Source organism: Streptomyces sp. (assembly GCF_019510245.1).
In the GTDB taxonomy this organism is placed as follows: Bacteria; Actinomycetota; Actinomycetes; order Streptomycetales; family Streptomycetaceae; genus Streptomyces.
This window is the reverse complement of record NZ_JAEKKT010000237.1, coordinates 1-23959: the sequence shown is the minus strand read 5'-3', so window position 1 is coordinate 23959 and position 23959 is coordinate 1. Positions and strand designations below refer to the sequence as shown.

Below are 23959 nucleotides of genomic sequence, written 5' to 3'. Positions count from 1 at the left end.
CGGGCGGCTCATGTCGGTCAGCGCCGTCATGCCGCCGGCCTCCTCCACCCAGGCGAACAGGTCGTCCCACTCGGTGGCGTGCTGCAGCCAGTCCGCGAAGTGCTCGAAGCCCACCGTCAGGATCGCGTCGTCGACGTAGGGGTCCCACTCCGTCTCGAACGTGGTGGCCCACAGCAGCATCCTGCCGCCGTCGAAGACCACGTGCCGGGTGTCGCGCAGACCGGTCTTGATGGTCCGCGCCGGCTCCTGGCGGCGCAGCTCCTCACGAACCGCGCGACCGCCGCCCGCACCTCCTGCTCATGACCCGGCTTGATGTGGAAGTAGGTGGCCAGCTCGGAGACGACCCCGTCGGTGCGGCCCTTGCCCGCCTTCTTCGTGAGCGTCGCGGTCATCGTTTCTCCAAAAGAGCTCGTGCGCCCATGCGGTGGCATGAACGCCATCTGCCGGCAGCCACGGGACCCGCCCTGCGCGGACCCCCCGCGACCACCCCTGTGAGACAGATTGACTCACAACCCCTCTATGAGTCAACTTGTCTCACTGTGGGCTGGATCATGCGGCCGTCTCCCGGTGCCCGGCAGAGCACCGGCGCCCGCGACGGATGTCAGGCCCAGGCGACAGCGTCTTCGACGGGCACGCGGGGCAGCCGCGGGAACCACGGGTCGGCGCCGGGGTGACCGATGTTGACCACCAGATGGGAACGCCAGCTGGTGTCCGCGAAGAACTCCTGATCCACGCCGGCCCTGTCGAAGCCCGCCATGGGACCGGCCGCGAGCCCCGCCGCGCGCACCGCGAGCAGAAAGACCCCGGTCTGCAGTGCCGCGTTGTAGCCCGCGATGTGCTCGCGCTTCTCGCTCTGGTCGGCGAACGCCGCCCGCAGCATCTCCCCGCGGGCCGGGAAGACGGTCGGCATCTGCTCGTGGAAGTCGACGTCGTACGCCAGGACCGCCACAGCCGGCGCTTGCAGCGTCTTCGCCCTGTTGCCCTCGTCGAGGTGCCGGACCAGTCGCTCCTTGCCTTCCTGGGTACGTACGAAGAGCACCCGCAGGGGCTGGCCGTTGGCGGCGCTCGGCGACCAGCGGGCGAGTTCCCAGACCCTGGCCAGTTCGTCGTCGGCGACGGCGGTTTCGGCGAAGGCGTTCACGGTGCGGGCCTCGGTGAACAGCAGCTTGCGCCCCGCGTCGTCGAGGGCGTCGAGGGTCTGCGGTTCGCGGTCGGTGATGCTCACTGTCTCTCTCTTACCTGGTTGTACGGACTGACGTGGCCGGGGACGGCCTCTACTGGGGCTGGCCGACGGCGGGGTCTGTCGGTCGCCTGTCTCGCGCCGCGCCCAACCGGGCGAAGTACGAGATCAGTTCGGGGTTGTCGACCGCCGCGGGGTTGAGGACCTGCTCGGCGGGGGCGCCCTGGAGGAGGCGCTTGACCGGGACTTCGAGTTTCTTGCCGGTTTTGGTGTGCGGGATGGCCGGCACGGCGAGGATCTCGTCGGGGACATGGCGGGGTGAGGCGCCGGTGCGGATGGCGTCGCGGATCTTCTCGCGCAGGGCGTCGTCCAGGTCGGTCCCGTCGGCGAGGACCACGAAGAGCGGCAGCCAGTAGCCGCCGTCGGGTTCCTCCGCGCCGATGACGAGGGCCTCGGTGATCTCGGGAAGGCGTTCGACCAGGTCATGGATGTCGGCGCTGCCCAGGCGCACGCCGTTGCGGTTGAGGGTGGCGTCCGAGCGGCCGTGGACGATCACCGAGCCGTGGGAGGTGTGGGTGATCCAGTCGCCGTGCCGCCACACGCCCGGATAGGCACCGAAGTAGGTGTCCCGGTATCGGCTGCCGTCGGGGTCGTTCCAGAAGTGGAGCGGCATGGAGGGCATGGGGCGGGTGACGACCAGTTCGCCGACCTGGTCGACGACCGGCTGTCCCGCGCCGTCGTACGCCGCGAGCGCCACGCCGAGGTTGGGGGCGGACAACTCCCCCGCCCACACGGGGGTGGTGGGGGCGCTGCCGGCGAAGGCGGAGACGACGTCGGTGCCGCCGCTGGTGGAGGCCGGCTGGACACCTGTGCCCACGTGGTCGCGGATCCAGGGGTAGGCGGAGGCGGGCAGGGCGGAGCCGGTGCTGCCGATGGCCCGGATGGCCGACAGGTCGTGCGTGGAGGGTTCGATGCCCAGCTTGGCCATGGCCAGCAAATACTGGGGGCTGGTGCCGAAGACGGTGACCTTGTGGCGGGCCGCCAGCTCCCACAGGACGTCCGGGCGGGCCACCGGGGCGGGGCTGCCGTCGTAGGTGCAGGTGGTGGCGCCGGTCAGCAGGGTGGAGACGACCAGGTTCCACATCATCCAGTGGGTGGTGGTGTACCACAGGAGGCGGTCCCCCACGCCCAGGTCGCAGTGCAGGCCGAGGATCTTGAGGTGTTCGAGCAGGACGCCGCCGTGGCCGTGGACGATGCCCTTGGGCAGGCCGGTGGTGCCGGAGGAGAAGACGATCCACAGGGGGTGGTCGAACGGCACCGGGGCGATGGTGAGGTACTCGGTGCGCGTGGCCGCGTCCTCCCAGGGAACCTCCGGCCCCGGGTGCCCGTCGTCGGGCCATGCGAGGCCGACGTGGTCCACCAGCACCGTGCCCTTCAGCGTGGGCAGGGCGGCGGCCAGTTCGCGGGCGGCGGCACGGCGGTCGTGCCGGGTGCCGTTGAAGAGGTAACCGTCCGCCGTGATCAGCACTGTGGGTTCGAGTTGGGCGAAGCGGTCGGCGGCGGCCTTGGGCGCGTAGTCCTGGCCGCACACCGACCACACCGCGCCGAGGCTGGCCGTGGCGAGGAAGGCGACGATGGCGTGCGGGGTGTTGGGCAGGTAGCCAACCACCCGGTCGCCCTGTCGGACGCCCAGGTCGCGCAGGGTGGCGGCGACCGAGGCGACCTGGGTTCGCAGCTGCCGGCCCGTGATTTCGTAGCCGGCTCCCGTCTCGTCCAGTGCGGTGATGGCGGGCGCGTCCGGGTGCAGGTTGCGCAGCGCGTGGTGGGTGTAGTTGAGGGTGGCGCCGGCGAACCAGCGCGCGCCGGGCATGGTCTCCTCGGCCAGCACCCGCTCGTACGGGGTGGTCGCGTCCACCTCGAAGTACTCCCACACCGCGGCCCAGAATCCCTCCAGGTCAGTGACGGACCAGTGGTGCAGGGCCTGGTAGTCGGTGGGGTCCTGGATCCCTTCGGCGCGCTGTTGCCCGGCGGCCCAGCGGGCGAAGTCCGCGATGCGGCTGCGGGCGGCCGCCTCCGGGGCGGGCGTGAAGAAGGGTTCCGGACGGGGCGTGGGGTGCGTGATCGTCATGGTGTGGCGCTCCTCGGCGGAGGGACGGGCCGGGCGTCGACGGTACGGCGGGCCGTGTGCAGCAGGGGTGCCCAGGCGGCGGTGCCCGTGAAGTCGCCGGTGCCGGCGGGGACGGTGTCCATGACGACGCGGTCGGGGCGCAGCAGGACGGCGTCCGCCCGGCCGCGTGCCAGCCAGGCGGCCATGATGCCGTCGTCGCCCAGGTCGTCGATGTGGATCGGGGGTGCGCCCAGTGCCGTGGCCACGGCCGTCATCCGCGCCGTGGGCGGCACGGTGGTCAGGACGTTGAAGGAGTCTCCGAGGACGTCGTCGAGGCGGACACGCCCGCCGGCGTGCCGTACCCAGGGCTGCGGGCAGAAGGTGCCGGCCAGCGCGCGGCCGGCCGGCCCGGGACGGCGCCGCACGAGTGGACCGGCCGTCAGGGCGGGGCTGAGGTCGCGGCTCACCGCCGCGGTCACGCCGGGGATGCGGCAGGCCGTCCCCACGACGGCCCGGCGGAATGCCGCGCCGCGGTCCTGGCCGCCGGTCATGGCCCAGCCGACGGCGACCGCGACCCGGATCAGGTGGCGTGCGTGCGGCTTGCGCTCGCGCTCGTAGGTGTCCAACAGCCCGTCGGGGGCGCTCTGCCGCAGGACGCGGGCGAGTTTCCAGGTGAGGTTGTAGGCGTCGCGCAGGCCGGCGCAGAGTCCCTGTCCGACGAAGGGCGGGGTGAGGTGCGCGGCGTCGCCGAGCAGGAAGACCCGCCCCTTGCGCCACCGGTCGGCCAGGCGGGCCCGGAAGGTGTACTGCGCCTGCCGGACCACCTCGAAGTCCTCGCCCTGTGCACCGTCGGACGGCAGGTCCACCCAGGGCGCGACCAGCTCGCGCAGGCGCTCCCGCCCGTCCGCGCCGTCCAGACGCTCGTCGTCGTCCAGCCGGAACTCCCAGCGGTAGCGGTCCTCGCCGATGCGCATGAAGGTGGCCGGCCGGGTGGGGCAGCAGATCTGCTCGGCGCCCTCCCAGCTGTTCACCCAGAGGCTGGTGCGCACGTCGATGACGCGCCAGCTCTCCTCGAAGTGCAGGTTCTCCCAGACGGCGCCGACGTGTTCGCGGGTGAGGCTGCCGGCACCGTCGCAGCCGAGGACGGCGTCGGCCCAGACGTGCTCGTCCTCGTCGCTGCCGTCGCGGCGGAAGGTCACCCGCACCGGCGCCGTCCCGTCGGTGTCCTGCGTGATGGACACGGCCTCCACCCCGCTCCACAGCTCGCACTCGGGGCGGCGCGCCAGGGCCTGGCGCAGCAGGCGTTCCAGCGCGGGCTGGTCGAACATGTTGGTCTGCGGGAAACCGTGGTGCCCCTGCAGCGATCGCGGGAACTCGGTGATCACCCGGTGCCGGGGATCCAGGAGCCGCAGCCCCGGCGCCGGGCGCGAGACCGCTGCGAACTCCTCGTGGATGCCGACGCTCTGCAGGATCCGGCAGATCTCGTCGTCGGCGACGACGGCGCGTGGCAGGGGGTAGATGTCCCGGTGGCGTTCGAGGAGGAGGCTGGGCACGCCGTGCCGGGCGAGCAGCAGGGCGGCCGTGACCCCCACCGGTCCGGCGCCGATGATCACCACCGGTCTCCGGTCTGCGGCCTTCATGGCGCGTCCCTGACGGGGGTCCGCTGCTCGCCGAGGTCGATCCGCCCGTCCGGGGTGCCGATCGTGGCGGTGACGAGGTCACCGTCGCGCAGGTAACGGAGGTTCTTGGCCTGGTTCTTGAAGAACGCCTTCCACCTCACCGCGGGCGGCAGCAGCGCGCTGATCTTCGCAACCGGCGCGGGCGGAGCCTTCAGAGCGGTACCACCGGGCGTGCCGGTCAGCAGCAGGTCGCCCGGGTCGAGGGTCTGGAAACGGGCGAGCAGGGTGAGCGCCTGCGCGGGCCGCACGATCATGTCGGCGAGCGTGCGGTCCTGGCGCGGCACGCCGTTGACGTTCAGCCGCAGCCGCAGGTTCAGCAGATGGGCGAAGTCCTCCGGCTCCAGCAGGGCCAGGTAGGGACCCGTCGGGGTGAAGGTCGGGTAGGACTTGCTCTCGTAGAACTGCGTCTTGGTCAGCTGCACGTCACGGGCGCTGACGTCGTTGGTCAGAACCAGGCCGGCGACATAACGCGGCAGGTCCCCCTCCTCGACCACGGTGCCCACCGGCAGGGTCGCACCCATGACGAGGCCGAGTTCCACCTCGTAGTCGAGAAACTTCACGTGCGCCGGGCGGACGATCGTGTCGTGCGGGCCGCTGACCGAGCCGGACGCCTTGCGGAAGAAGGTGGGCGGGATGTCGCCGGTGAACCCCGAATCCTTGGCATGGCTGCGGTAGTTGACCATCTGGGCGACCACCCGGCAGGGAGTGGTGACCGGGGGCAGCGCGACCAGGTCGGCGACGGGCGTACCGGCGTCGGTGGAGGCGGCGGCCTCGCGGACCGCGTCCCGGTCGGCGAGGAGTTCGGCGGTGGTGACGGCCTTCGTCTCGATGCGGACGGCGCGCTCGTCCCGGACGGCCCACCAGCCGTCGGGGGTGCGCACAACGTTGGTGCTCATGAGCTCATCGCTTTCATCAGGCCCAGCAGGCGTGCGGGGTCCAGTTCGTTGTCGCCGCGCAGGGCCGTCATGACCTCGCGCAGCTTGGCGGTGACGGGCTCGCGCCCAGGAAGTCACGCGTGACGGGCGGGCCCCACTGGGCCAGTCCGCTCGCCGACATCGGCGCCCACCCTGGTTCGAGGTCGCAGGAGAACAGGTCGCCGTCGGCGAAGTGCTCCAGCATGAAGCGGTCGGGGTCGCGCCAGTAGTCGAAGAGCTGGCTGCCCTGGATGTGCCGGCCGATCCCCCAGCTGCGCCGGTAGCCGCGCTCGGCCAGGTACTCCCCGCCGGCCGCGATCGAGTCCAGGTCGGTGACCTGGTACGCGGAGTGGACGTAACCGGTGCCGGGCCCCAGGTGCAGGGCCAAGGTGTGGTGGTCCACGGGCAGGCTGCCCTGGTCGCAGCGGATGAACGCCATGGTCGGCCCGCGCTGACGCTGCCCGTCCAGGAACAGGAAGTCGGACACGATCATCCCGAGGGTGTCCAGGTACCAGTCCAGGGTGCGGATGAACGACCGGGTCTCCAGCACCACATGACCGAGGCGCTGAATGCGCGACGGCTCCCGGGGCGGACGCTGGGTGGTGTTCGTGCGACGGGGTTCGGTGCCGGTGTTGAGGATCAGCGGCGGCTGCTCGGGCAGCGCGGGCAGCTGTTCGGCGCAGTGCACCACCCGGACCGGGAGGCCGGCGGGGTCGAGCAGGGAGACCGACTTCCCTCCGCCCGGGACGTTGATGTCCCGGGCGGTATGTCCGGTGGCTGCGGCCAGCCGGTCGAGGTCGGCACGCTCGGCCGCGCGGAACGCCGGCCCGACGAACCGGGACGCATGCCCGCGCCGGATGACCATGCAGGGCGGTCCCGCGAAGGTGCCGCGCAGCCACAGCGCCTCCTCGGTGCGGGCGGCGACCGCGAACCCGAAGTCGCGCGCGAACACCTCGGCCCGCTCCAGGTCCGGCTTCTCGAACTCCAGCCAGGCCAGGTCCACCACCTTGATCACCGGGTTCCGGGACCGGCCGGGATGCTCACCGCGCAGGGCCCCCTGCTCGCTGTGGAGATCGGTGTGGGGCGTCGGCGGATCGGACCTGTTAACGGGGGTCAGGGACATGTGCCCTCCTAGCAACACTGCCGTAATGAGGAAATCATCAACTTTACTCATACTCATCGTCAATAGAGTGAGGCCAAATAGTTGAGGATCTCATCAGTAATGCCAGAGTCCTCTTCGCGGCGGTTACACTGAGCGGTATGCCGACGCCAGCCCCGCCCAAGAACCGATTCGAGCGGCGCCGCGCCGAGACCCGTCACGCGCTCGTCCGGGCGGCCCGCCAGATCCTCGCCGAGACCGGGGACACCAGCGCCAGCATCCAGGCCATCGCCGAGCGCGCGGACGTCGGTTTCGGATCCTTCTACAACCACTTCGAGTCGAAGACGGAGCTGTTCGACGCCGCGGTGACGGACGCGCTGGAGGAGTTCGGGCAGGTCATCGACGCGCGCGTACTGGGAATCGACGACCCGGCCGAGCTCCTGGCCGCGGGCTTCCGGCTCACGGCCAGGATGGCCGACTCACACCCGGAACTCATGCGGATCCTGCGGGACCGCGGTCTGGGCTACATCCACTCCGATCGCGGCCTCTCCCCGCGCGCCCTGCGCGATCTGGAGATCGGCATCGCCTCTGGCCGCTTCACCTGCGGCAACGCGACCCTCGCGCTGTCCGCCGTGGGCGGCACCCTGATGTCCCTCGTCGCCCTGCGGCTGGACCGCCCCGCTCTCGACGGCGACGAGGTCGCCTCCGAGCTGGCGGACATGGTCCTGCGCATGCTCGGCGTCCCCCCGGAGGACGCCCGTGAGGTCACCCGGCGCCCGCTGCCGGACCTCGGCTGACCGCGCAGCCGCCGAAACCCCCGGCTACGCGCCCCAAAGCCGTGGAAGCACGTGAACGTCGACCACACGGTCCGCTGAGCCGGTCGCGGGGTTCGTTCTCCACTGCTCGGACGGCCGGCGCATATACGGCCGAGCTCGCTGTGGCACAGGATCCGCATGATCTCCGGGTGCGACCCGGCCAGGAGTGCGCTGAGCCGCAGACCCGCGGCGAGGCGTTCGGCGGGATCGCCGACGCCGTGCAGGCGCTCGTCGATGGCCTGGGCGAACTCCTCCATCGCGTCGTGGACGGCCGCGTCGAACAGTTCCGGCTTGGAGCCGAAGTGGCTGCAGAAGGAGCCGAACCCCACGTCCGCGCGCTCTGCGATGGCCCGGATGCCGGCGCTGGTGTCGCCGGACTCCGCCAGGATCTCCCGCGCGGCGCGGACGAGTGCCTGCCGGGTCTCGGTACGACGGCGATCGAGTCGATTGCCGGGTGGAACTGACATGAGCACGCCCCCCAGATGGCACAACTCTGGATGTCTCCTCATTGCGGTCACAGGCCCGGCCGCCACTGCGGTCGACGTTCCTCACCCGGCGGTGACCTGCCCGCGACTGCTCGCATATCTGATCGTTTGATCAATTCTGCGAGCCCCTTGACGATGAAGCTGTCATGAGTGACGCTTTCATCAGAAATAACCTACACTGACGACCATGTCGTGCTTATGGCTCCTGGGGATGGCATGGGCGATTTGTCGCATCCCCGGTACGCCACAGGCGGGCCGGAGCCCTGATCCGACACCTCGTGGCTCGCCTGCCACCACTGCCGTGCCGCGGATCGGCCTGCCACAGGGCATGCCAACGCAATCCGCACCATGCGCAGGAAGGGATGAACCCAATGAAGACCAATCGATCGAAGCTCGTCGAGCCGGTGAAGCCGAGCGAGGCACCCGACGCGGCGATAGCCATGATCAATGAGGAAGGGACGGTGGTCGGGTGGACTCAGGCCGCCCAGCAGTTGGTCGGGTACTCGGCCAGGGAGGTCGTGGGCCGGCCCGCGGCACGGGTACTGCCGTTCAGCCAGGACGCCGCGAAGGCCAGAGCGCTCGCGGAGCGGTGCCGCGCCCAGGGCGGCTGGTCCGGCACCATGACGGTCCGCCACCGCGACGGTCACACGCTCACCTTGACGCTGCGGGTCTCATTGCTGTGGGGAGAGAACGGAAGCCATCGGTGGCTGGTATGCGTGACCGACATAGGCGGGCTCTCCTCAGGTTCGCTGAACGGATCGCTTCGCGAGTCACTGCTCACTCACGCACCGATCGGCATCGTCGTCCGCGACCTGCAGCTGCGCTGCATGTGGGTGAACGACGCCATGGAACTCCACGACGGCGTTCCCCGTGCCCAACGGATCGGGTGCCGTCTGCGGGACTCGCTGTCCGGCTTCGAGGCCGAAGCGCTTGAGGTGGTCATGCAGCGAGTGCTGGAGAGCGGCACCAGCACGGTCCACGAGTTCCGAGCGTGGCCACCCGCGGACCGGCGCCACGAGCACGTCTTCTCGGCCTCGTTCTTCTGCTTCCAGGACGCGGCCGGCGAGCCACTGGGGGTCTGCTCCATGAGCGTGGACGTCACCGGCAACCGACGCGCGCGCGAACGCCAAGCCATCCTCGGCGAAGCCAGCACGCGCATCGGCAGCACCCTCGACGTCATGCAGACCGGGCAGGAACTGGCCGACCTCACCGTGCCCCTGCTGGCCGACCACGCCCTCGTCGACCTGGTGGAGTCGGTTCCGCTCGTCCTGGAGCCCTCGGCACGGATCGGCACGGCGAACGGCCGCCCTCCTGCGCTGCGCCGCGCGGGTCTGGCCTCCGTCAAGCTCGGCATGCTGGAACTGCCCTGGGCACGCGAAGAGTTGATTCACATCCACCCCGCCTCGCCGTTCGCCGACGTACTGCGCACGGGCAGATCCCGCCTGGTCCCGGTGCTGGACATGGACGCCCATCTCAGTCCGTGGGTCCACCAGGACCCGACTCGGGCGCAGAAGCTCCGTGACAGCGGGGTCCACTCGTTGATGATCGTCCCCGTCCACGCGCGGCGATGCGTGCTGGGGCTGGCGATCTTCGGCCGTTCCGAGGAGCCGGCGCCGTTCCAGGAGGACGACCTCCTGCTCGCCGAGGAGCTCGTCACAAGGGCCGCGCTCTGCCTGGACAACGCCCTGCAGTACGCCCGGGAGCGCACCGCGGCCCTCACGCTCCAGCGCGACCTGCTCCCCCACCGGGTACGGGGCGGCGCCGCCGTGGAGGTGGCCTCACGCTACGTACCGGCCGACATGGAGCACGGGGTGGGGGGTGACTGGTTCGACGTGATCGAGCTGTCCGGCGCCCGCGTGGCCCTCGTCGTCGGCGACGTGGTGGGACACGGCATCAACGCCGCGGCGACCATGGGCAGGCTGCGCACCGCCGTGCGCACACTGGCGGACCTGGACCTTCCCCCCGACGAACTGCTGGCGCACCTCGACGACACGGTCCGCCGGCTGAACGACGAGAACGAGGTCGACGACGAAAGCCACGCCCAGGCTCCCGCGATGGTGGGCGCCACCTGTCTCTACGCCGTCTACGACTCGGTGACCCGGCGGTGCGTGATGGGGCGGGCCGGGCACCCCCCGCCCGCGATCATCGACCCGCAGGGCTGTGTCACCTTCCCCGACCTGCCCGCCGGAGCCCCGCTCGGCCTCGGCCTCGGGGTGCTCGCCTTCGAGTCCGTGGAACTGGAACTGCCCGAGGGAAGTGTCCTCGCCTTCTACACCGACGGCCTGGTCGAGTCCCGCGACGACGACATCGACATCGGCCTGCAGCGCCTGAGCGCGGCCTTGACCCAGTCCGGCCGGTCGCTGGAGGACCTGTGCTCGCAGGTGGTGGAGACCTTGCCGGCCTCGGCACACTCCGACGACGTCACCCTGCTCCTGGTGCGTACCCGCGCGCTGCAGTCGGCCCAGGTCGCGTCCTGGGACCTGCCGAACGTGCCGACCGTCGTCCGCACCGCCCGGCACCTGGCCGCCCGCCAGCTCAGCGCATGGCAGCTGGAGCATCTCCTGCCCACCGTGGAACTGATCGTCAGCGAACTGGTCACCAACGCCATCCGTTACGGAAGCGGGCCGGTCCGCCTCCGGCTCATCCGGCACCAGGTCCTGACCTGCGAGGTCTCCGACAACAGCACCAGCCGTCCACGCCCCCGGCATCCGAGCACCCTCGACGAGAGGGGCCGCGGCCTCTTCCTCATCGCTCGCCTGTCGCGTAGGTGGGGCTACCGCTCCGCATCGAACGGCAAGGTCGTCTGGGCCGAACAGGACGTGCCCTCCGTTGCCGTCGCACGGTGACGCTCCGAGCGGCGGCACCCGCCGGCGGCCGGTCGGCAACCGCCCGGGGACGCGGACCTGTCGCCTCGGCGCCCTCCGCCAAGGAAAGGCCGCCAAGGAAAGGCCAAGGAAAGGCCAAGGAAAGAACGCACACCCAAAGGGGCCGGGCCGTCCGGGAACCCGGCTCCGGGACCTGCTTCCCAGCGCACCACGTGGCGCCGTCAGCCGGCTGCCGGCTGTGCACCACTCGGCCGACCGTCGAGGCCAGCCGCCCGATGACGGACTCGTCGGGCGGCCGCCCAGCGGGCGTGGCACCCGGCCGATGGCGGGGGACCCGTACGCGCAGCGCCCCGGGACTGATCCAGCACCGAACGGGAGTCGGCAGGGTGACGGCTTCGCCGTCCAGGCCGACGGGTACGGCCGGGACATCTGCGTGGACGACGACCTCGTCGGGTGTGGCGAGATGGGTCAGGCCGTGCGTCTGCCCACCGAGGAACCGAGCGGCCGTTTCGGCGGGGGTCTCGGCCCTGGCAGCCAGCACACCCAGCAGACCGGCATCCAGCCGCGGACGCCTGCCGAGCCCGGCCGGATCGTCCACTTGGTAAGGGTTGTTGCTCACCAGCACGGCATCCGGCCCCTCGACCGTGAGCAGACCGACGCGCACGGTCAGCTCCGGACCCTCGTGGCGGGCCAGAAACTCAGGGAGGATCCGAGCCGCCGTCCCGATCTTGTCGTCCCGGTAGGCCGGATCCTGCACCAGGGCGGCATACGCACCGAACGACACGTTGTTGACGAACACCCGCTCGCCCGCGAACCCCAGGTCCACGCGCAGCTCGGCACCGTCCGTGAACGCCTCCAGGGCGGCTGAAGGGTCCGCGCGGTCGAGACCGAGGTCCATCGCGAAGTGGTTGCGGGTACCAGCCGGAACGACCAGGAACGGAACACGACTCTGCGCGGCCATCCCGGCGACGAGCGCCTGCGTGCCGTCCCCGCCGGCCACCCCCAGCAGATCTGCACCGTCGTCCAGCGCGCGCCGCGCGAGGGCCGCCAGGCTCTGCGGTTGGGACGGGTCGAGCAGAAGCACCTGAGCCCCCAACGCACAGGCCTTCTCCACGATCCGGAACCGACTCGCCTTCCCCCCTCCGGAGTGCGGGTTCACGATCAGATAAGGCCGTCGCGCCGCGGCCACCGGCTCGGGCACGCCCCCCGTCACGGCGAGAGCCGATCAGCAGCGTTCATCGCCCGGATCTCCTCCCGCCGGCATGTTCCACGGCACCGGCTTGCGGCCGGCTTGGGCGGCCGGTCAGTGCTGTGGGTGCGGACGGCTGTGGAACATGGGGCGCCGCCGGGTAGCTGTGGCTGTGGCCGGAGCCAGACGGCCGATCTCGGCGCGCGTCCTGACGGCGCGGACCACCTCCGTCAGACCGACAACTATGGCCATGATTCCCACTACCAGAGTGAGTGCCCCGATCGAGGCGAACGGCATGACGATCATCACGATGCCCGCCAGAGAACCGATGATGCCGAAGGCCACGTGCCAGCCGCGCGCCGGCATGTCCGGAGCGGACGCTGCCGCAGCTGTCTCCAAGGTGCCCCGAAGCAGCCAGCTGAAGCCGATCCACAGGGCGAGCAGCAGAATCGACTGCAGAGTTCCCCGGAAGCAGATCAACCCCAGCAGGATCGAGAGCGCGCCCGTGAGGAAGTGCAGCACCCGGAGATACCCAGGGACGTGCGCACCGAAGGCACCGGCCAGTTCGAATACACCGGTGGCCAGCAGGTAGACACCGAAGATCACGCCCACCACCCGCAGCGTCGCGCCCGGCCAGACCAGGGCGACGACGCCCAGGGCGATGGTGGCGACACCCATGGTGAGCAGGATCTGCCAGCCCATGTTGGCCAGGGCGGCCATGCCTCCGGCCAGGGGCACCTCACGTGGCTCGGCGCCGAGCGGGGGAACGGAGTTCGAGGAATCGGACGAAGATGTCATGAGACCTGCCACTTCCTGAGAGCAGTGCGGCGAGCGAGCTCTACTCGTCCATCGTCACCCGATCGGCCTCATACCGCTCGACGGAGACGGAGCGTGCCGCTGTCGTCCCACGGGCGCGGGCACGGGGCCGCGCCCGTGGGCACGGGGCCGCGCTTTTCACGCGTCACTCCCCCTGGGCTGGACGCGGTCGGAGACGGAGAACGCCGACTGACCGCCGACACGGACTCGTGCGGACCGCCCGCCGTCGTGATGCCTCGTTCCTCCGCAGGTGCGTCCGAGGTCAATGAGCACAGTCGGCCGCCGTCCCGCACCAAGGGCAGGGCGGCGTCCGCCGTGCCGGTGGCGACGATGAGAGCGGCGTCGAACCCGCCGTGTACCTTGGCCGACCAGTTCGGGTCGTGGTAGTCGACGACCTCCATCGCTCCCAGACCAAGCAGGCGCTCTGCGGCGGCAGCAGACGCGGTCGCGGTCACCTCGATGCCCTTGGCCGCGGCGAGCTGGACGGCCAGGGCTCCGGTGGCCCCGCCTCCGTTGGTGATCAGGAGCCGCTGTCCCCGGCTGAGGTCCAGCTTCTCCAGGGCCTGCAACGCGGTGAGTCCGTTGACCGGCAGCGCCGCCGCGTGCACGGCGTCCAGCCCGGGTGGGCAGGCTGCCGCGTGATCCGCGTTGACCAGAACGCGTTCGGCCCAGAAGCCGCTTCCCCCGGGCAGCGGGGCCTCGCGTGCGAGCACCCGGTCGCCTACGGCAAACCCGGTGACACCCGCGCCGACAGCCACCACCTTCCCCGCGCCCTCCACGCCCAGCGCCGCCGGGGGGCGCAGCCGCACGTCCCAGCCGGCGCCGTTCAGCAGTTCGTCCCACGGGCCGACCCCGGCCGCCTCAACCGCCACCAGGATCTGACCGCGCCCGGGAGATGACGTTCGGGCAACTCCAGCAGGGCGACTTCCTTCTCGGCCCCGGACACTCCGCACGCCTTCACGGCAGATCTTTGTCCTCTCACTCAGTCCGACCGACCGGGAGGTACGGGCCGGAAACCCAAAGCAGGTAGCAGTATCGCCCTCGGGATCCCTTACAGAGGCCATTTGTGGTCTCAGCCGCATTGAGTGGTGTGCATCATGAAGTTGCTGGTCACGGGTCTGGTGTGAGGGTCTGGAGAGTTACTCGCGCTGGTCGTCGGCCGGTGTCCATGGCGAAGATCGTCTGACATGTCGTTCGGGGCCGTCTCGGTTCTGCTGCGCCGACGGCTGGCCGAGCAGGGCCGGGTGGCTGCCTGCCGGTAGACCACGCCGTCGGAGGGGGGATCGGCATCCTCGTAGGCGAGACAGCGGCCGAAGTCCGTCATCAACGATGTCGCGAACGTGGTGAACGCCCGTTCGTGGTCGTCCCGTGTCATCGCCGCCCGCGCCGCGGGGTCTGTCATCGCCTGCTCCGGGCGCACCTGGTAGCTGCGCTCCACCGCGCCGCGGACCCGTCTCTTGGTGCCGCGCCGCTCGACGCCGTTGAGCGCGCTGCGGCGCCGTCCTCACGTCAGTCGGCGCAGGTCCTCCAGGTAGCGCAGGACGGCGGCGACCCGCCGGTCCACCTGGTCGGCGGGGGACAGGTCGAGCTTGGCGAAGATGCTGCGGATGTGTTTGTGGACGGCGCCGTCGGTGACGACCAGCCGTTCGGCGATGGCGCCGTTGCCCAGTCCCTCGGCCATCAGGGCGAGGACGTCCCGTTCGCGCGGGCTGAGGCGTTCGAGGCGGGTGTCCTGGCGGGAGCGGGTGAAGAGCTGGGCGACGACCTCGGGGTCGATGGCGGTGCCTCCGGACGCCACCCGGTGCAGCGCGGCGAGGAACTCCTCGACTCGGCCGACCCGTTCCTTGAGCAGATAGCCGAGGCCGCCGACGCCGGCGCCGAGCAGATCGGTCGCGAAGCTCTGCTCGACGTACGCGGACAGCACCAGGACGGCGAGGTCGGGGCGGCGGCGCCGGGCCTCGACCGCCGCGACGATCCCCTCGTCGGTGTGGGTCGGCGGCATCCGGACGTCGAGGATGGCGACGTCCGGTTTGTGTGCGTCGATGGCGTCCAGTGCCTCGTCGGGGGTGCCCGCGGTGGCCACCACGTCGAGCCCCTCGGCGCGCAGCAGCAGGGCGAGCCCCTCGCGCAGCAACGGGTCGTCCTCGGCGATCACGAGGCGCAGGTCACGATCCACAGGGAAGATCCACCTTCAGGGTTGTCGGGCCGCCGGGCGGGCTGGACAGGGAGAGGGCGCCGTCATGCGCCGCGATCCGGTGGCGGATGCCGGTCAGGCCGGAGCCGCCGTCCTCGTCGGCCCCGCCCCGGCCGTCGTCCTCGACGCACAGGTGGAGACGGCCCCCGCGAGCGCGGACGGTCACCGCGGCCTGCCCGGCGGCGCTGTGCTTGGCGATGTTGGTCAGGGCCTCGGCGACGACGAAGTAGGCGGTCGCCTCGACGGAGGCGGCACACCGCTCGGGTACGTCCACGTCGACGCGGCAGGGCACCGCGCACTCCGCGGCCAGCCCGGACAGCGCTCCGGCGAGCCCGCGGTCGTCCAGCACCGGCGGCAGGATGCTCCGGGAGACCGTACGCAACTCGGACAGGGCCTGCTCGGCGGCGGACTGGGCGCGTTCGAGGAGTTCGTCGGCGCCGGCCGGGTCGCGGGCCACCATGCGGCGGGCAGCACCGAGCAGGACGGTGACGCTGACGATCCGGTTCTGGGTGCCGTCGTGCAACGAGCGCTCGATGCGGCGCAGTTCGGTGGCGTGGGCGTCGAGGGCGGCCGCACGGGTGGCGGTGAGCTCCGCGACCCGCAAGGAGAGATCGGTGTCGGGGCCGGCGGCGAGGAGCCGGCGTCCGGGCCCGGCCTGCAGGCGCGCCATGCCAGGGGCGAGCCCCAGGATGATCGCGATCCAGCCCACGCCCAGCAGGGCGACGGCGAGGGCGTCCGGCCAGGAGTGCGCGTGGCCGATCCCCACGGACGAGGCGGTCGTGTCCGTGGGCATGAGCTTCCAGTACAGCGGAAAGGCGCTGTCGCGCACGGCGGAGATCGGCAGGACGACGCCGAGCAGCCCCAGCAGGAACCCCAGGGTGGCGTGCCGGACCAGCCAGCGCAGCTCCCGCCGAGTGACGGGATCGACGAGGGCGGCCCGCAGCTGCGTCGGCGGAGGCTCGGGGGCGACGACCGCGGGGCCCCGGCGGCCGAGCCGTTCGCGCTCCTGTCCGGCCAGGGAGTGCAGGGCGCGCAGCACGGCGGGCACCATGAGCAGCCCTACGCCGACCAGGCTCGTCACGGCGGTGACGGCCAGCCAGAGCAGCACGAGAACGGCCAGGAACGCGGTATTGAGTCCGGATGCGAGCTGCGCGATCGCGATGCCGGCGGTGCTCAGGGCCCGTACGACGTTGTCCTTGAGCCCCGTACTCGGGTCCCCGGCCGCGGCGTCCTGGTGGATGGCCATACGTCCTCCCTTCGTCGCGAAGGACCTTATGCCGGAGGATCGTTCGCCGTCAGCCCGGAGGCCGAGGAGTACAGCCTGCTGTACCTCGAACCGGGCGGGCTACGGGATCGGCCGAGGGGGGCCGCGATCCATAGCGTCGGTGACGACAGCCGACCTCGGGAGGAAGCCCCATGCCGAACAACGACCCCTACCGCCTGACCGGTGCCGACGCCGCCCCCGGCACACCGTCGCCCGCCCTCGCCCGCGGGGAGATCGCCCGCTCGCTGCTGTGGATCCTGGTGGTGATCAGCGCGGTCGCCAACATGGCGGCCTCCTACGGCGAGGCGAACACCTGGGTGCACCTGGCCTGCGGCGCGGTCACCGTGCTCTGCGGCGGAATCCTCGTCGTGCGCAACCTGCGGGGCCGTCGATGAGGCCCGTCCACGCCGGCGCCCCGCGCCCGGCCACGACCGTGGATCGCACCTCCGCGCCGGCCATCGTGCTGGACCGGCTCGGCAAGGAGTACCCGGGAGGCGTACGCGCCCTCGACGAGGTGTCGCTGACCGTGGAACGCGGCACGTTCCTCGCCGTGATGGGGCCCTCGGGTTCCGGCAAGAGCACGCTGATGCACTGCGCCGCGGGCCTTGACTCCCCGACGTCGGGCAGCATCCGTATCGACGGCCACGAGATCGCCGGGCTGAACGAGACCCGCCGCACCGAACTGCGTCGCGAGCGCATCGGGTTCGTGTTCCAGGCTTACAACCTGATCCCCTCCCTCACCATCGAGGACAACATCACGCTGCCCCTGCGGCTCGCGGGACGCACCCCGGACCACGACTGGCTGCGCACCCTGGTCGAGCGGGTCGGTCTCACCGAACGGCTCGCCCACCGCCCGGCCGAGCTCTCCGGCGGACAGCAGCAAAGGGCCGCCGTCGTACGGGCGTTGGCGGCCAAGCCGGCCGTCGTGTTCGCCGACGAGCCGACCGGCGCGCTGGACCTGCGCAGCGCCCACGAGGTCCTGGACCTGCTGCGTGATCTCGTGGACGAGCTGCGCCAGACGGTGGTGATGGTCACCCACGACCCGGCCGCCGCGGCGCGGGCGCACCACGTGCTGGTGATGGCCGACGGCCGGGTGGTCGAGGCCCTGGAGGCACCCTCCGCCCCACAACTGGCCGACCGGCTTGTCGCGTTGGGAGAGGTCTGAGTCATGTTCCGTCTTGCCCTGCAGATGGTCCGACACCGGATCACCGCGCTGATCGCCGTGGCGTGCGCGGTCGTCGGCGGCGCGGCACTGATCACCGGCACCGGCGTACTGGCCGAGTCCGGCCTGCGCTCGCACCTGCCCGCCGGGCGCCTCGGCGGCGCGGACGTCGTGGTCGCGGCCGACCAGGAGTTCTATCCGGTCGAGGACCTGCCGATCGCGCTCCCGGAACGCCGTACGGTCCCGTCCCGACTGACCGGTGAACTGACCGGGCTGCCGGGTGTCACCGAGGCGGTCGGCGACATCGGCTTTCCCGCCGCCCTCGTCGACGCCCACGGACGGGTCGTGGCGGCCGGGGATCCTCAGGCGTCGGGGCATGGCTGGTCCTCGACGAAGCTGCTGGACGCGCCGCGGGTCGAGGGCGGTGCGCCGTCCGGTTCCGGCGAGATCGCCGTGGACACTGCCACCGCGGCCGCGGCGGGGGTGACGGTCGGCGACCGGGTCCAGGTCGTGGCCGCCGGACGGGCCGCCGCCGACTACCGCGTCTCGGCGGTGGTCGGCTCACCCGGCGCGGGCGTCTTCTTCGCCGATACGACGGCCGTGCGGCTGTCCGGTCGCGCGGCCCGTGTCGACCTGGTCGGCCTGCGTACCGCACCCGACGCCGCGGAACGCGTCGCCGCCGAGGTCCGTACGAAGCTGAAGGGCACCGGCCTTGAGGTGACGACCGGTGCGGGCCGCGGGGACCTCGTCTCGCCCGGCGCGGGCGCGTCCCGCTCCCTCCTGGTCCTCCTCGCCGGCTCGCTGGCCGGGATCGTCCTGCTGATCACCGGTTTCGTCACGGCGAGCGCGCTGGCCGTGTCGATCGCCGGGCAGCGCCGGGACCTGGCCCTGATGCGGGCCGTCGGAGCAACTCCCCAGCAGATACGGCGGCTTGCCGCCGCCCAGTCCACCGTCGTCGCGGCCGTGGCTCTGGTGCCGGGGGTGGCGCTCGGCTATCTGCTGGCCGGGCAGTTCCGCGGGCTGCTGGCGGACCGCGGTGTCGTCCCGTCCGAACTCCCTCTGACGATCAGCCCGTTGCCCGCCCTCGCGGCCGTCCTCCTCATCGCCCTCGCCGTCCAGGTCTCGGCCAGGAGCTCGGCCTGGCGCACCTCCCGCATGCCGGCCACCGAGGCCGTCGCCGAATCGCGCAGTGAGCCGCGCAACCCCTCCGGGATCCGGACCTGTATCGGCCTGCTGGTCGTCGTGGCCGCGACCACCATGTCCGCGGTGCCGCTGTTCTCCCGTACGGTCCTCGGCGCGACGGCCACGTCCCTCGCGGGCATCCTCGCGGCGATCGGTCTGGCCCTGGCCGGCCCGGCGCTGGTCCGGGGCATCGGGAACGCGGCGGCCCGGCGCACCCGTTCCGGCGTCTCCGCCCCCACCTGGCTGGCGATGGCCAACGTCCGCGCCTACGCCCTGCGCAACGCGGGGATCGTCAGCACCCTGGCCATGGCGGTTGTCTTCGTCCTGACGTACACCCTCACCCAGACCACCGTGCTGGCCGCCGCCACCGACGACACCCGCACCGGCACCCTCGCCCAGCAGCGCCTGAGCGCACCGGCCCTGGGCGGACTGCCCGAGGGCACGCTCGCCGCCGTACGCGGGACGCCCGGGGTGGAGGCGGCGGTGCCGGTCGGCACGACGACCGTGGTGTGGCCGTTCAAGCAGTTCGGCGACACGGAGACCGAGTCCGGCTCCGCGATGATCCTCACCCCGGGCGCGTCGGACGTCCTCGACCTCGACGTACGAGAGGGGAACCTGGACCGTCTCAGCGGCGCAACCATCGCCGTCAGCAGCGATGCCGCCCGCTCGCGCGCCGCGGAAGTGGGCCACCGGGTGCGTCTCGTCCTCGGCGACGGCACCCCGGTCGAGGCCACGGTCGTCGCCGTCTACGACCGCGGCCTGGGCTTCGGCACTGTCGTCCTCTCCCACGACCTGGCGGCCGGACACACCACGACCGGCCTCGACCAGTCGGTCCTGATCCGCACCGACGGCACGGACAAGGCCCGGCAGGGCCTGACCGTCCTGGCCGCCTCCCGCCCGGGACTGGACCTGGAGGACACGCACGCCACGAACACCGGTGGTCTGCGGGATGCCCCGCCCGAGGTGTGGATCAACCTGGCCACCATCGTGGTCCTGCTCGTCTACCTGCTGCTCAGCATCGCCAACAAGCTCGTCGCCGCCACTGCCCAGCGGCGGGTCGAGCTGGGGGCCCTCCGTCTGAACGGCACCACACCGCGTCAGATCCGCGCGATGATGCGACGCGAGGCCGCGGTGACCGCCGCCACCGCACTCTCCAGCGCGGTGCTGCTGTCCGTGATCCCCCTCGCCCTCCTGGGCCAGGGCTTCCTCGGTCGGCCCTGGCCCGCGGGCCCGGTCTGGCTCCTGCCGGCGCTGGCGCTCACGGTCACCGTCACGGCCTTCCTGACCATCGAACTCCCCACCCGCCAGGCGCTGCGCACCCCACCCGCGGACGCCGTCCGCGCACAGTGACTCGGCCCGCGTCCACGTCGGCCGTCGCCAGCACCGTGCGCACTGCGACGGCCCTCACCGAGGCGGCGGTGCGCACGGAGACGGCAGGCCGCCAGGGTTGACGACCCGCTGACGATCCCTCAAGTACAGCCTGCTGTACCACCACTTGGGGTGCGCACGGCAATGATCCGCGGGCGCGGCGCTGGTCTGCTGGACGCATCACATCAGCCCCCTCCGAAGGGACCCGCGGTGAGCGTCCAAGCCCCCGTCACCACCGAAAGCCCGACCCGCCCGGCCCGCGCGACCGGCCTGCGAGGCAGCATCCGCCGCCGCCCCCTGACCTGGTTCTTCTCCCTCGCCTACCTGCTGAGCTGGACGGCGTGGACCCCGTACATCCTGTCCGAGAACGGCCTGGGCCTGTGGCACTTCGCCTTCCCCGGAGCCGGCGGCACCACCCAGCTCCTCGGCGTCCTGCCCGGCGCCTACCTCGGCCCGATCACTGCGGCCCTCCTCGTCACCGGGATCTCCGAGGGACGCCCTGGACTGCGGGCCTGGCGCGGTCGCATGACCAAGTTCCGGGTCGGCCGGCGCTGGTACCTCATGGTGCTGTTCTCGGTGCCCGCCGCGTTGACCCTCGCCACGGTCGCGCTGGCCGGCCGCGGCCCCGCGATGCCGCCTGTCACGGTGCTGGCCGCGTTCCTGCCCGGCCTGCTCCTGCAGATGATCACCACCGGCCTCGCCGAGGAGCCCGGCTGGCGCGAGTTCGCCATGCCCCGCCTGCAGCGCCGCTACGGCCCACTGCTCGGCACCCTCGTCGTCGGCCCGCTGTGGGGCGCCTGGCATCTCCCGCTGTTCATGACCGAGTGGGGCAACTGGCCGCAGGTGTCCTGGACCACGCCCCTGGAGTTCATCGCCACCGCGATCGCCTTCAGCTCCGTCATGACCTGGGTGTTCAACCGCACCGGGGAGAGCCTGCCGCTGGCCATGCTGCTGCACTGCGGCGTCAACAACTTCTTCTCCCTGGCCTGGTCCGACATGTTCCCCTCACTGTCCACCGGAGACGCCGCACACGCCTTCCTGCTCAGCTCCACCGCCGCGGCCGCCGTCCTGCTGATCGCCACCCGCGGCCGACTGGGTTGCCCGACGGTACGCGATGCCCGTGGAGCCGGCGTTCAACTCCCGGCGCGGGCCCAGAATGAGGTAAATCCGGTGGGGCCATCCGGCGGGGGCACCGTGAGCGGGTAACCGCCCTGCCGGAGTACGAGTTCGCCGTGGACAACCGTCCGGCACCGGCGGAATTCCATCGCCGGCAGCTCCCGGACTACGAGGAGCTGCACCGGCACCGCCTGGCCGTGCGCCTGTGAGGGGGACGTTGACACTCATGCATGAGTCATGCATGGTGGATTCATGGGTATGGACTCCATGGCCGGGGACCGCCGGACGGGGAACCTGCTGGGTGCCCTGGTCACCGCACTGGGTGACGCGCAGCGGACGGCGAGCGAGGGCGCGTCCGGGCAGAGCGGGGCCACCCCGGCCGCCCTCACCTACCTGTTGCAGGAGCCCGGCGCCGGCATCGACCAGATCTCCGGCCCGCTCGGCCTGACCCAGTCCGCCGCCACCCGGCTGGTGGACCGGCTGGAGCGCGACGGCATGGCGCGACGGGAGCCGGGCGCCACCGGCCGTAAGGTTTCCGTCTTCCTCACTCCGGAGGGCACACGTGAGGCCGAGCGGCTGCTGGAGCTGCGGCGCAGTCTCATGGGCGACGCGATGTCCGTGCTCCGGCCGGACGAGAGAACCGTACTGACCGGCTTCCTCGCGCGGATGCTGGCCCATCTGACCACCGACGCCGATCACGGACAGCGCATCTGCCGCATGTGCGCCCTGGACGAGTGCCCCAAGCAGTCGTGCCCGGTCGACACCGCGGTCGCCGCCCGGACGAAAGGACCGTCATGAACAGGTCCCTCCGGCTGCGGCCGGGCCACAACAGGTTACGGACAGGCGCCGTGGTCGGGCTGCTGCTCGTCACCGCCGTCTGGGGCGCCACGTTCCTGGTCGTCAAGGACGCCACCGTCGGTATGCCCGTCTTCTCCTTCCTGACCTGGCGGTTCGCCATCGCCGCCGTGGTGATGGCCGCCTTCCGCCCGTCGGTCGTCCGCCGTCTCGACCGCGGCACACTGGGGCGCGGAGCGGCGGCCGGTTTCCTGCTGGGCGTGGCGTTCATCCTGCAGACCCTGGGCCTGCAGCACACGTCGGCGGCCGTCAGCGGATTCCTCACCGGCCTCTTCGTCGTCCTCACCCCGCTCCTGGCCTGGCTGCTGTTCCGCCAGCGCCTCTCCCCGCTCACGTGGACGGCGGCACTGACCGCGACCGCCGGCCTGGCGCTCATCACGCTCAGCGGTGCCTCGTTCGGTTCGGGGGAGGCGCTCACCCTGCTGTGTGCCGTCTGCTTCGCGCTGCATCTGCTGGCATTGGGACGCTGGTCCCCGGGGCGGGACGCCTACGCATTCACCGTGGTCCAACTGGCCACCGCCGCGCTGATGTGCCTGATCGGCACCGTCCCGCACGGCGTGCGGATCCCGCACGGCGCCGGCGCCTGGACGGCGGTCCTGGTCACGGCGGTGCTGGCCTCGGCCTTCGCCTACATGGTGCAGACCTGGGCGCAGAAGCATGTGACGGCCACCCAGGCCGCGGTGATCCTCACCATGGAACCGGTCTTCGCGGGCCTGTTCGCCGTGCTCGCCGGCGGCGAGCGCCTCACCCTCTCCACCCTGGCCGGCGGCGCCCTCGTGGTGACGGCGATGTTCCTGGTCGAGGTCCCCGGATCGACGTCCGGGACCTCCGCGGCCGACGAGCCGTCAGCCGGATCGGGCGCGGCACGTCCGCAGGGCGGTGAGGCTCAGAGCAACCCGCAGCTGTGGGCGAAGGAGACGAGCTGAGCCCGGTCGCGCACATTGAGCTTGTGCCTCGGCCGGTAGACGTGCGTATGTACAGTCGCCGCGCCGATGACGAGTTTCGGCGCCATCTCGTCTGTCGGCAGCCCCTCACTCACGAGCACGAGGATTTTCCGGGTGGGTGTTTGGACGAAGGTCAAGGCAGCGGCGTCTTCAGGCGCATCGCCGTAGCCGTCCCCGAAGGCTCCGTCGACGGGCAGCCGGTGAGCCGACCGATCAGCCGCGCGTGCCCGAGGTGCTCGCCACGGGTGACTTCGTGTCGCCCGTCGGACCGGCCGAGCGTGGCAGCGAGCGCCGCTGACGATGTCGCGATCGCCTCGAAACCGGCATCGGCCGGCATCAGCGCCGAGGGGCCGTCCCATGCGTTCGGCATGACGAGGCCACCGTCGCGGGCGTGCGGTGCCATGAATCTCTCACAGACTTCGGAGCCCGGCATACCGAACCTTTCCCAAGTGGTCGTTGGAGACAGTGGCGGATCGAGCGGCCGGGTACGCCGCCTCGACGTGGATGCCGACGCTCATCGCGCTGTACGGGTCCGGTGGGCCGGATGACGGTGACCCACTCCATTCGTCAAACTCGTGCCACGCTCCCAGCTTGGTCCCTCAAAAGGGTCGACCGAGGAAGACCACCGATGAGCCAGGGTGAGGAAACAGCGGTGTCCGCTCGTCCAGTGGTCGGTGATGCCGAGGGCGAGGTCCTCGGCGACCCTGTGGAGCGCGCGTCGTCCCAGCCGTGCCCAGGGGAAAGGCGGACCGCTGTGGCCCTGGT

At 71.5% G+C, this 23959-nt stretch carries 20 protein-coding genes and 3 pseudogenes; 8 read left to right on the top strand and 15 right to left on the bottom strand.

Translation table 11 applies throughout. The features are described 5' to 3' along the window. From JF597_RS46320 to JF597_RS46295, 6 genes and pseudogenes are all read right to left on the bottom strand, one after another. Positions 1-201: pseudogene (locus JF597_RS46320) on the bottom strand (hypothetical protein); the annotation flags it as partial. Positions 202-601: 400 nt separating this feature from the next. Next, complete coding sequence (locus JF597_RS46315) at positions 602-1225, bottom strand: malonic semialdehyde reductase (protein ID WP_294011201.1); 624 nt, start codon at positions 1223-1225, stop codon at positions 602-604. Between the two features lie 49 nt (positions 1226-1274). Then, positions 1275-3308, bottom strand: coding sequence for an acetoacetate--CoA ligase (locus JF597_RS46310; protein ID WP_294011199.1), 2034 nt, complete (start codon positions 3306-3308; stop codon positions 1275-1277). Beyond that, entirely contained in the window at positions 3305-4927 is a 1623-nt protein-coding gene (locus tag JF597_RS46305; RefSeq protein WP_294011197.1) for a bifunctional 3-(3-hydroxy-phenyl)propionate/3-hydroxycinnamic acid hydroxylase, read from the bottom strand. Before JF597_RS46305 ends, JF597_RS46310 begins: the two co-directional genes overlap by 4 nt. Next, positions 4924-5862, bottom strand: a complete 939-nt coding sequence (locus tag JF597_RS46300) for a fumarylacetoacetate hydrolase family protein (RefSeq protein ID WP_294011195.1) — start codon at positions 5860-5862, stop codon at positions 4924-4926. Before JF597_RS46300 ends, JF597_RS46305 begins: the two co-directional genes overlap by 4 nt. Then, positions 5859-7003, bottom strand: a pseudogene (locus JF597_RS46295) (VOC family protein). The gene JF597_RS46300 and the pseudogene JF597_RS46295 overlap by 4 nt, the downstream one beginning before the upstream one ends. A gap of 137 nt (positions 7004-7140) precedes the next feature. Here JF597_RS46295 and JF597_RS46290 point away from each other — a divergent pair. Continuing rightward, positions 7141-7776, top strand: coding sequence for a TetR/AcrR family transcriptional regulator (locus JF597_RS46290; RefSeq protein WP_294011193.1), 636 nt, complete (start codon positions 7141-7143; stop codon positions 7774-7776). Positions 7777-7922: 146 nt separating this feature from the next. Here JF597_RS46290 and JF597_RS46285 read toward each other — a convergent pair. Further along, positions 7923-8267, bottom strand: a pseudogene (locus tag JF597_RS46285) (TetR/AcrR family transcriptional regulator); the annotation flags it as partial. 383 nt (positions 8268-8650) lie between these two features. On the opposite strand from JF597_RS46285, the gene JF597_RS46280 reads away from it, so the two are divergent. Further along, positions 8651-11125 carry a SpoIIE family protein phosphatase gene (locus JF597_RS46280; RefSeq protein ID WP_294011191.1) on the top strand — a complete coding sequence of 825 codons (2475 nt, stop codon included), beginning with the start codon at positions 8651-8653 and terminating at the stop codon, positions 11123-11125. Here JF597_RS46280 and JF597_RS46275 read toward each other — a convergent pair. The 6 genes from JF597_RS46275 to JF597_RS46250 form a co-directional block, all read right to left on the bottom strand. Then, positions 11025-12305, bottom strand: a complete 1281-nt coding sequence (locus JF597_RS46275) for a diacylglycerol kinase family protein (protein WP_366916547.1) — start codon at positions 12303-12305, stop codon at positions 11025-11027. The two genes, JF597_RS46280 and JF597_RS46275, sit on opposite strands and share 101 nt — an antisense overlap. 102 nt (positions 12306-12407) lie before the next feature. Next, positions 12408-13091 carry an HdeD family acid-resistance protein gene (locus JF597_RS46270; protein ID WP_294011189.1) on the bottom strand — a complete coding sequence of 228 codons (684 nt, stop codon included), beginning with the start codon at positions 13089-13091 and terminating at the stop codon, positions 12408-12410. Between the two features lie 68 nt (positions 13092-13159). Further along, positions 13160-13981 (bottom strand): NADP-dependent oxidoreductase, encoded by an 822-nt coding sequence (locus JF597_RS46265; protein ID WP_294011187.1) that lies wholly within the window; start codon positions 13979-13981, stop codon positions 13160-13162. Positions 13982-14181: 200 nt separating this feature from the next. Continuing rightward, the gene (locus tag JF597_RS46260) at positions 14182-14547 is read right to left on the bottom strand and encodes a hypothetical protein (protein ID WP_294011185.1); all 366 of its coding nucleotides are present in this window, start codon (positions 14545-14547) and stop codon (positions 14182-14184) included. A gap of 66 nt (positions 14548-14613) precedes the next feature. Then, entirely contained in the window at positions 14614-15273 is a 660-nt protein-coding gene (locus JF597_RS46255) for a response regulator transcription factor (protein ID WP_294011203.1), read from the bottom strand. Between the two features lies 1 nt (position 15274). After that, positions 15275-16549, bottom strand: a complete 1275-nt coding sequence (locus JF597_RS46250; protein ID WP_294011183.1) for a sensor histidine kinase — start codon at positions 16547-16549, stop codon at positions 15275-15277. A gap of 170 nt (positions 16550-16719) precedes the next feature. Here JF597_RS46250 and JF597_RS46245 point away from each other — a divergent pair, with 170 nt between their 5' ends. The 6 genes from JF597_RS46245 (at position 16720) to JF597_RS46220 (ending at position 23176) form a co-directional block, all read left to right on the top strand. Further along, complete coding sequence (locus JF597_RS46245; RefSeq protein WP_294011181.1) at positions 16720-16962, top strand: hypothetical protein; 243 nt, start codon at positions 16720-16722, stop codon at positions 16960-16962. After that, on the top strand, positions 16959-17732 hold the full coding sequence (locus tag JF597_RS46240; protein ID WP_294011179.1) for an ABC transporter ATP-binding protein: 774 nt from the start codon (positions 16959-16961) through the stop codon (positions 17730-17732). The genes JF597_RS46245 and JF597_RS46240 overlap by 4 nt, the downstream gene beginning before the upstream one ends. Before the next feature lie 3 nt (positions 17733-17735). Continuing rightward, on the top strand, positions 17736-20261 hold the full coding sequence (locus JF597_RS46235) for an FtsX-like permease family protein (protein ID WP_294011177.1): 2526 nt from the start codon (positions 17736-17738) through the stop codon (positions 20259-20261). Between the two features lie 228 nt (positions 20262-20489). Then, on the top strand, positions 20490-21485 hold the full coding sequence (locus JF597_RS46230; RefSeq protein WP_294011175.1) for a type II CAAX endopeptidase family protein: 996 nt from the start codon (positions 20490-20492) through the stop codon (positions 21483-21485). Between the two features lie 162 nt (positions 21486-21647). Continuing rightward, a complete protein-coding gene (locus tag JF597_RS46225) occupies positions 21648-22193 on the top strand; it encodes a MarR family transcriptional regulator (RefSeq protein WP_294011173.1) in 546 nt (181 codons plus the stop codon). Next, on the top strand, positions 22190-23176 hold the full coding sequence (locus tag JF597_RS46220; RefSeq protein WP_294011171.1) for a DMT family transporter: 987 nt from the start codon (positions 22190-22192) through the stop codon (positions 23174-23176). The genes JF597_RS46225 and JF597_RS46220 overlap by 4 nt, the downstream gene beginning before the upstream one ends. Here the strand turns inward: JF597_RS46220 and JF597_RS55860 are convergent. Next, positions 23137-23262 carry a LuxR C-terminal-related transcriptional regulator gene (locus tag JF597_RS55860; protein ID WP_366916548.1) on the bottom strand — a complete coding sequence of 42 codons (126 nt, stop codon included), beginning with the start codon at positions 23260-23262 and terminating at the stop codon, positions 23137-23139. The genes JF597_RS46220 and JF597_RS55860 overlap by 40 nt on opposite strands. Before the next feature lie 65 nt (positions 23263-23327). Beyond that, positions 23328-23597: an isocitrate lyase/phosphoenolpyruvate mutase family protein gene (locus tag JF597_RS46215; protein WP_294011169.1), complete on the bottom strand. Its 270-nt coding sequence runs from the start codon at positions 23595-23597 to the stop codon at positions 23328-23330. Positions 23598-23959: the final 362 nt, after the last annotated feature.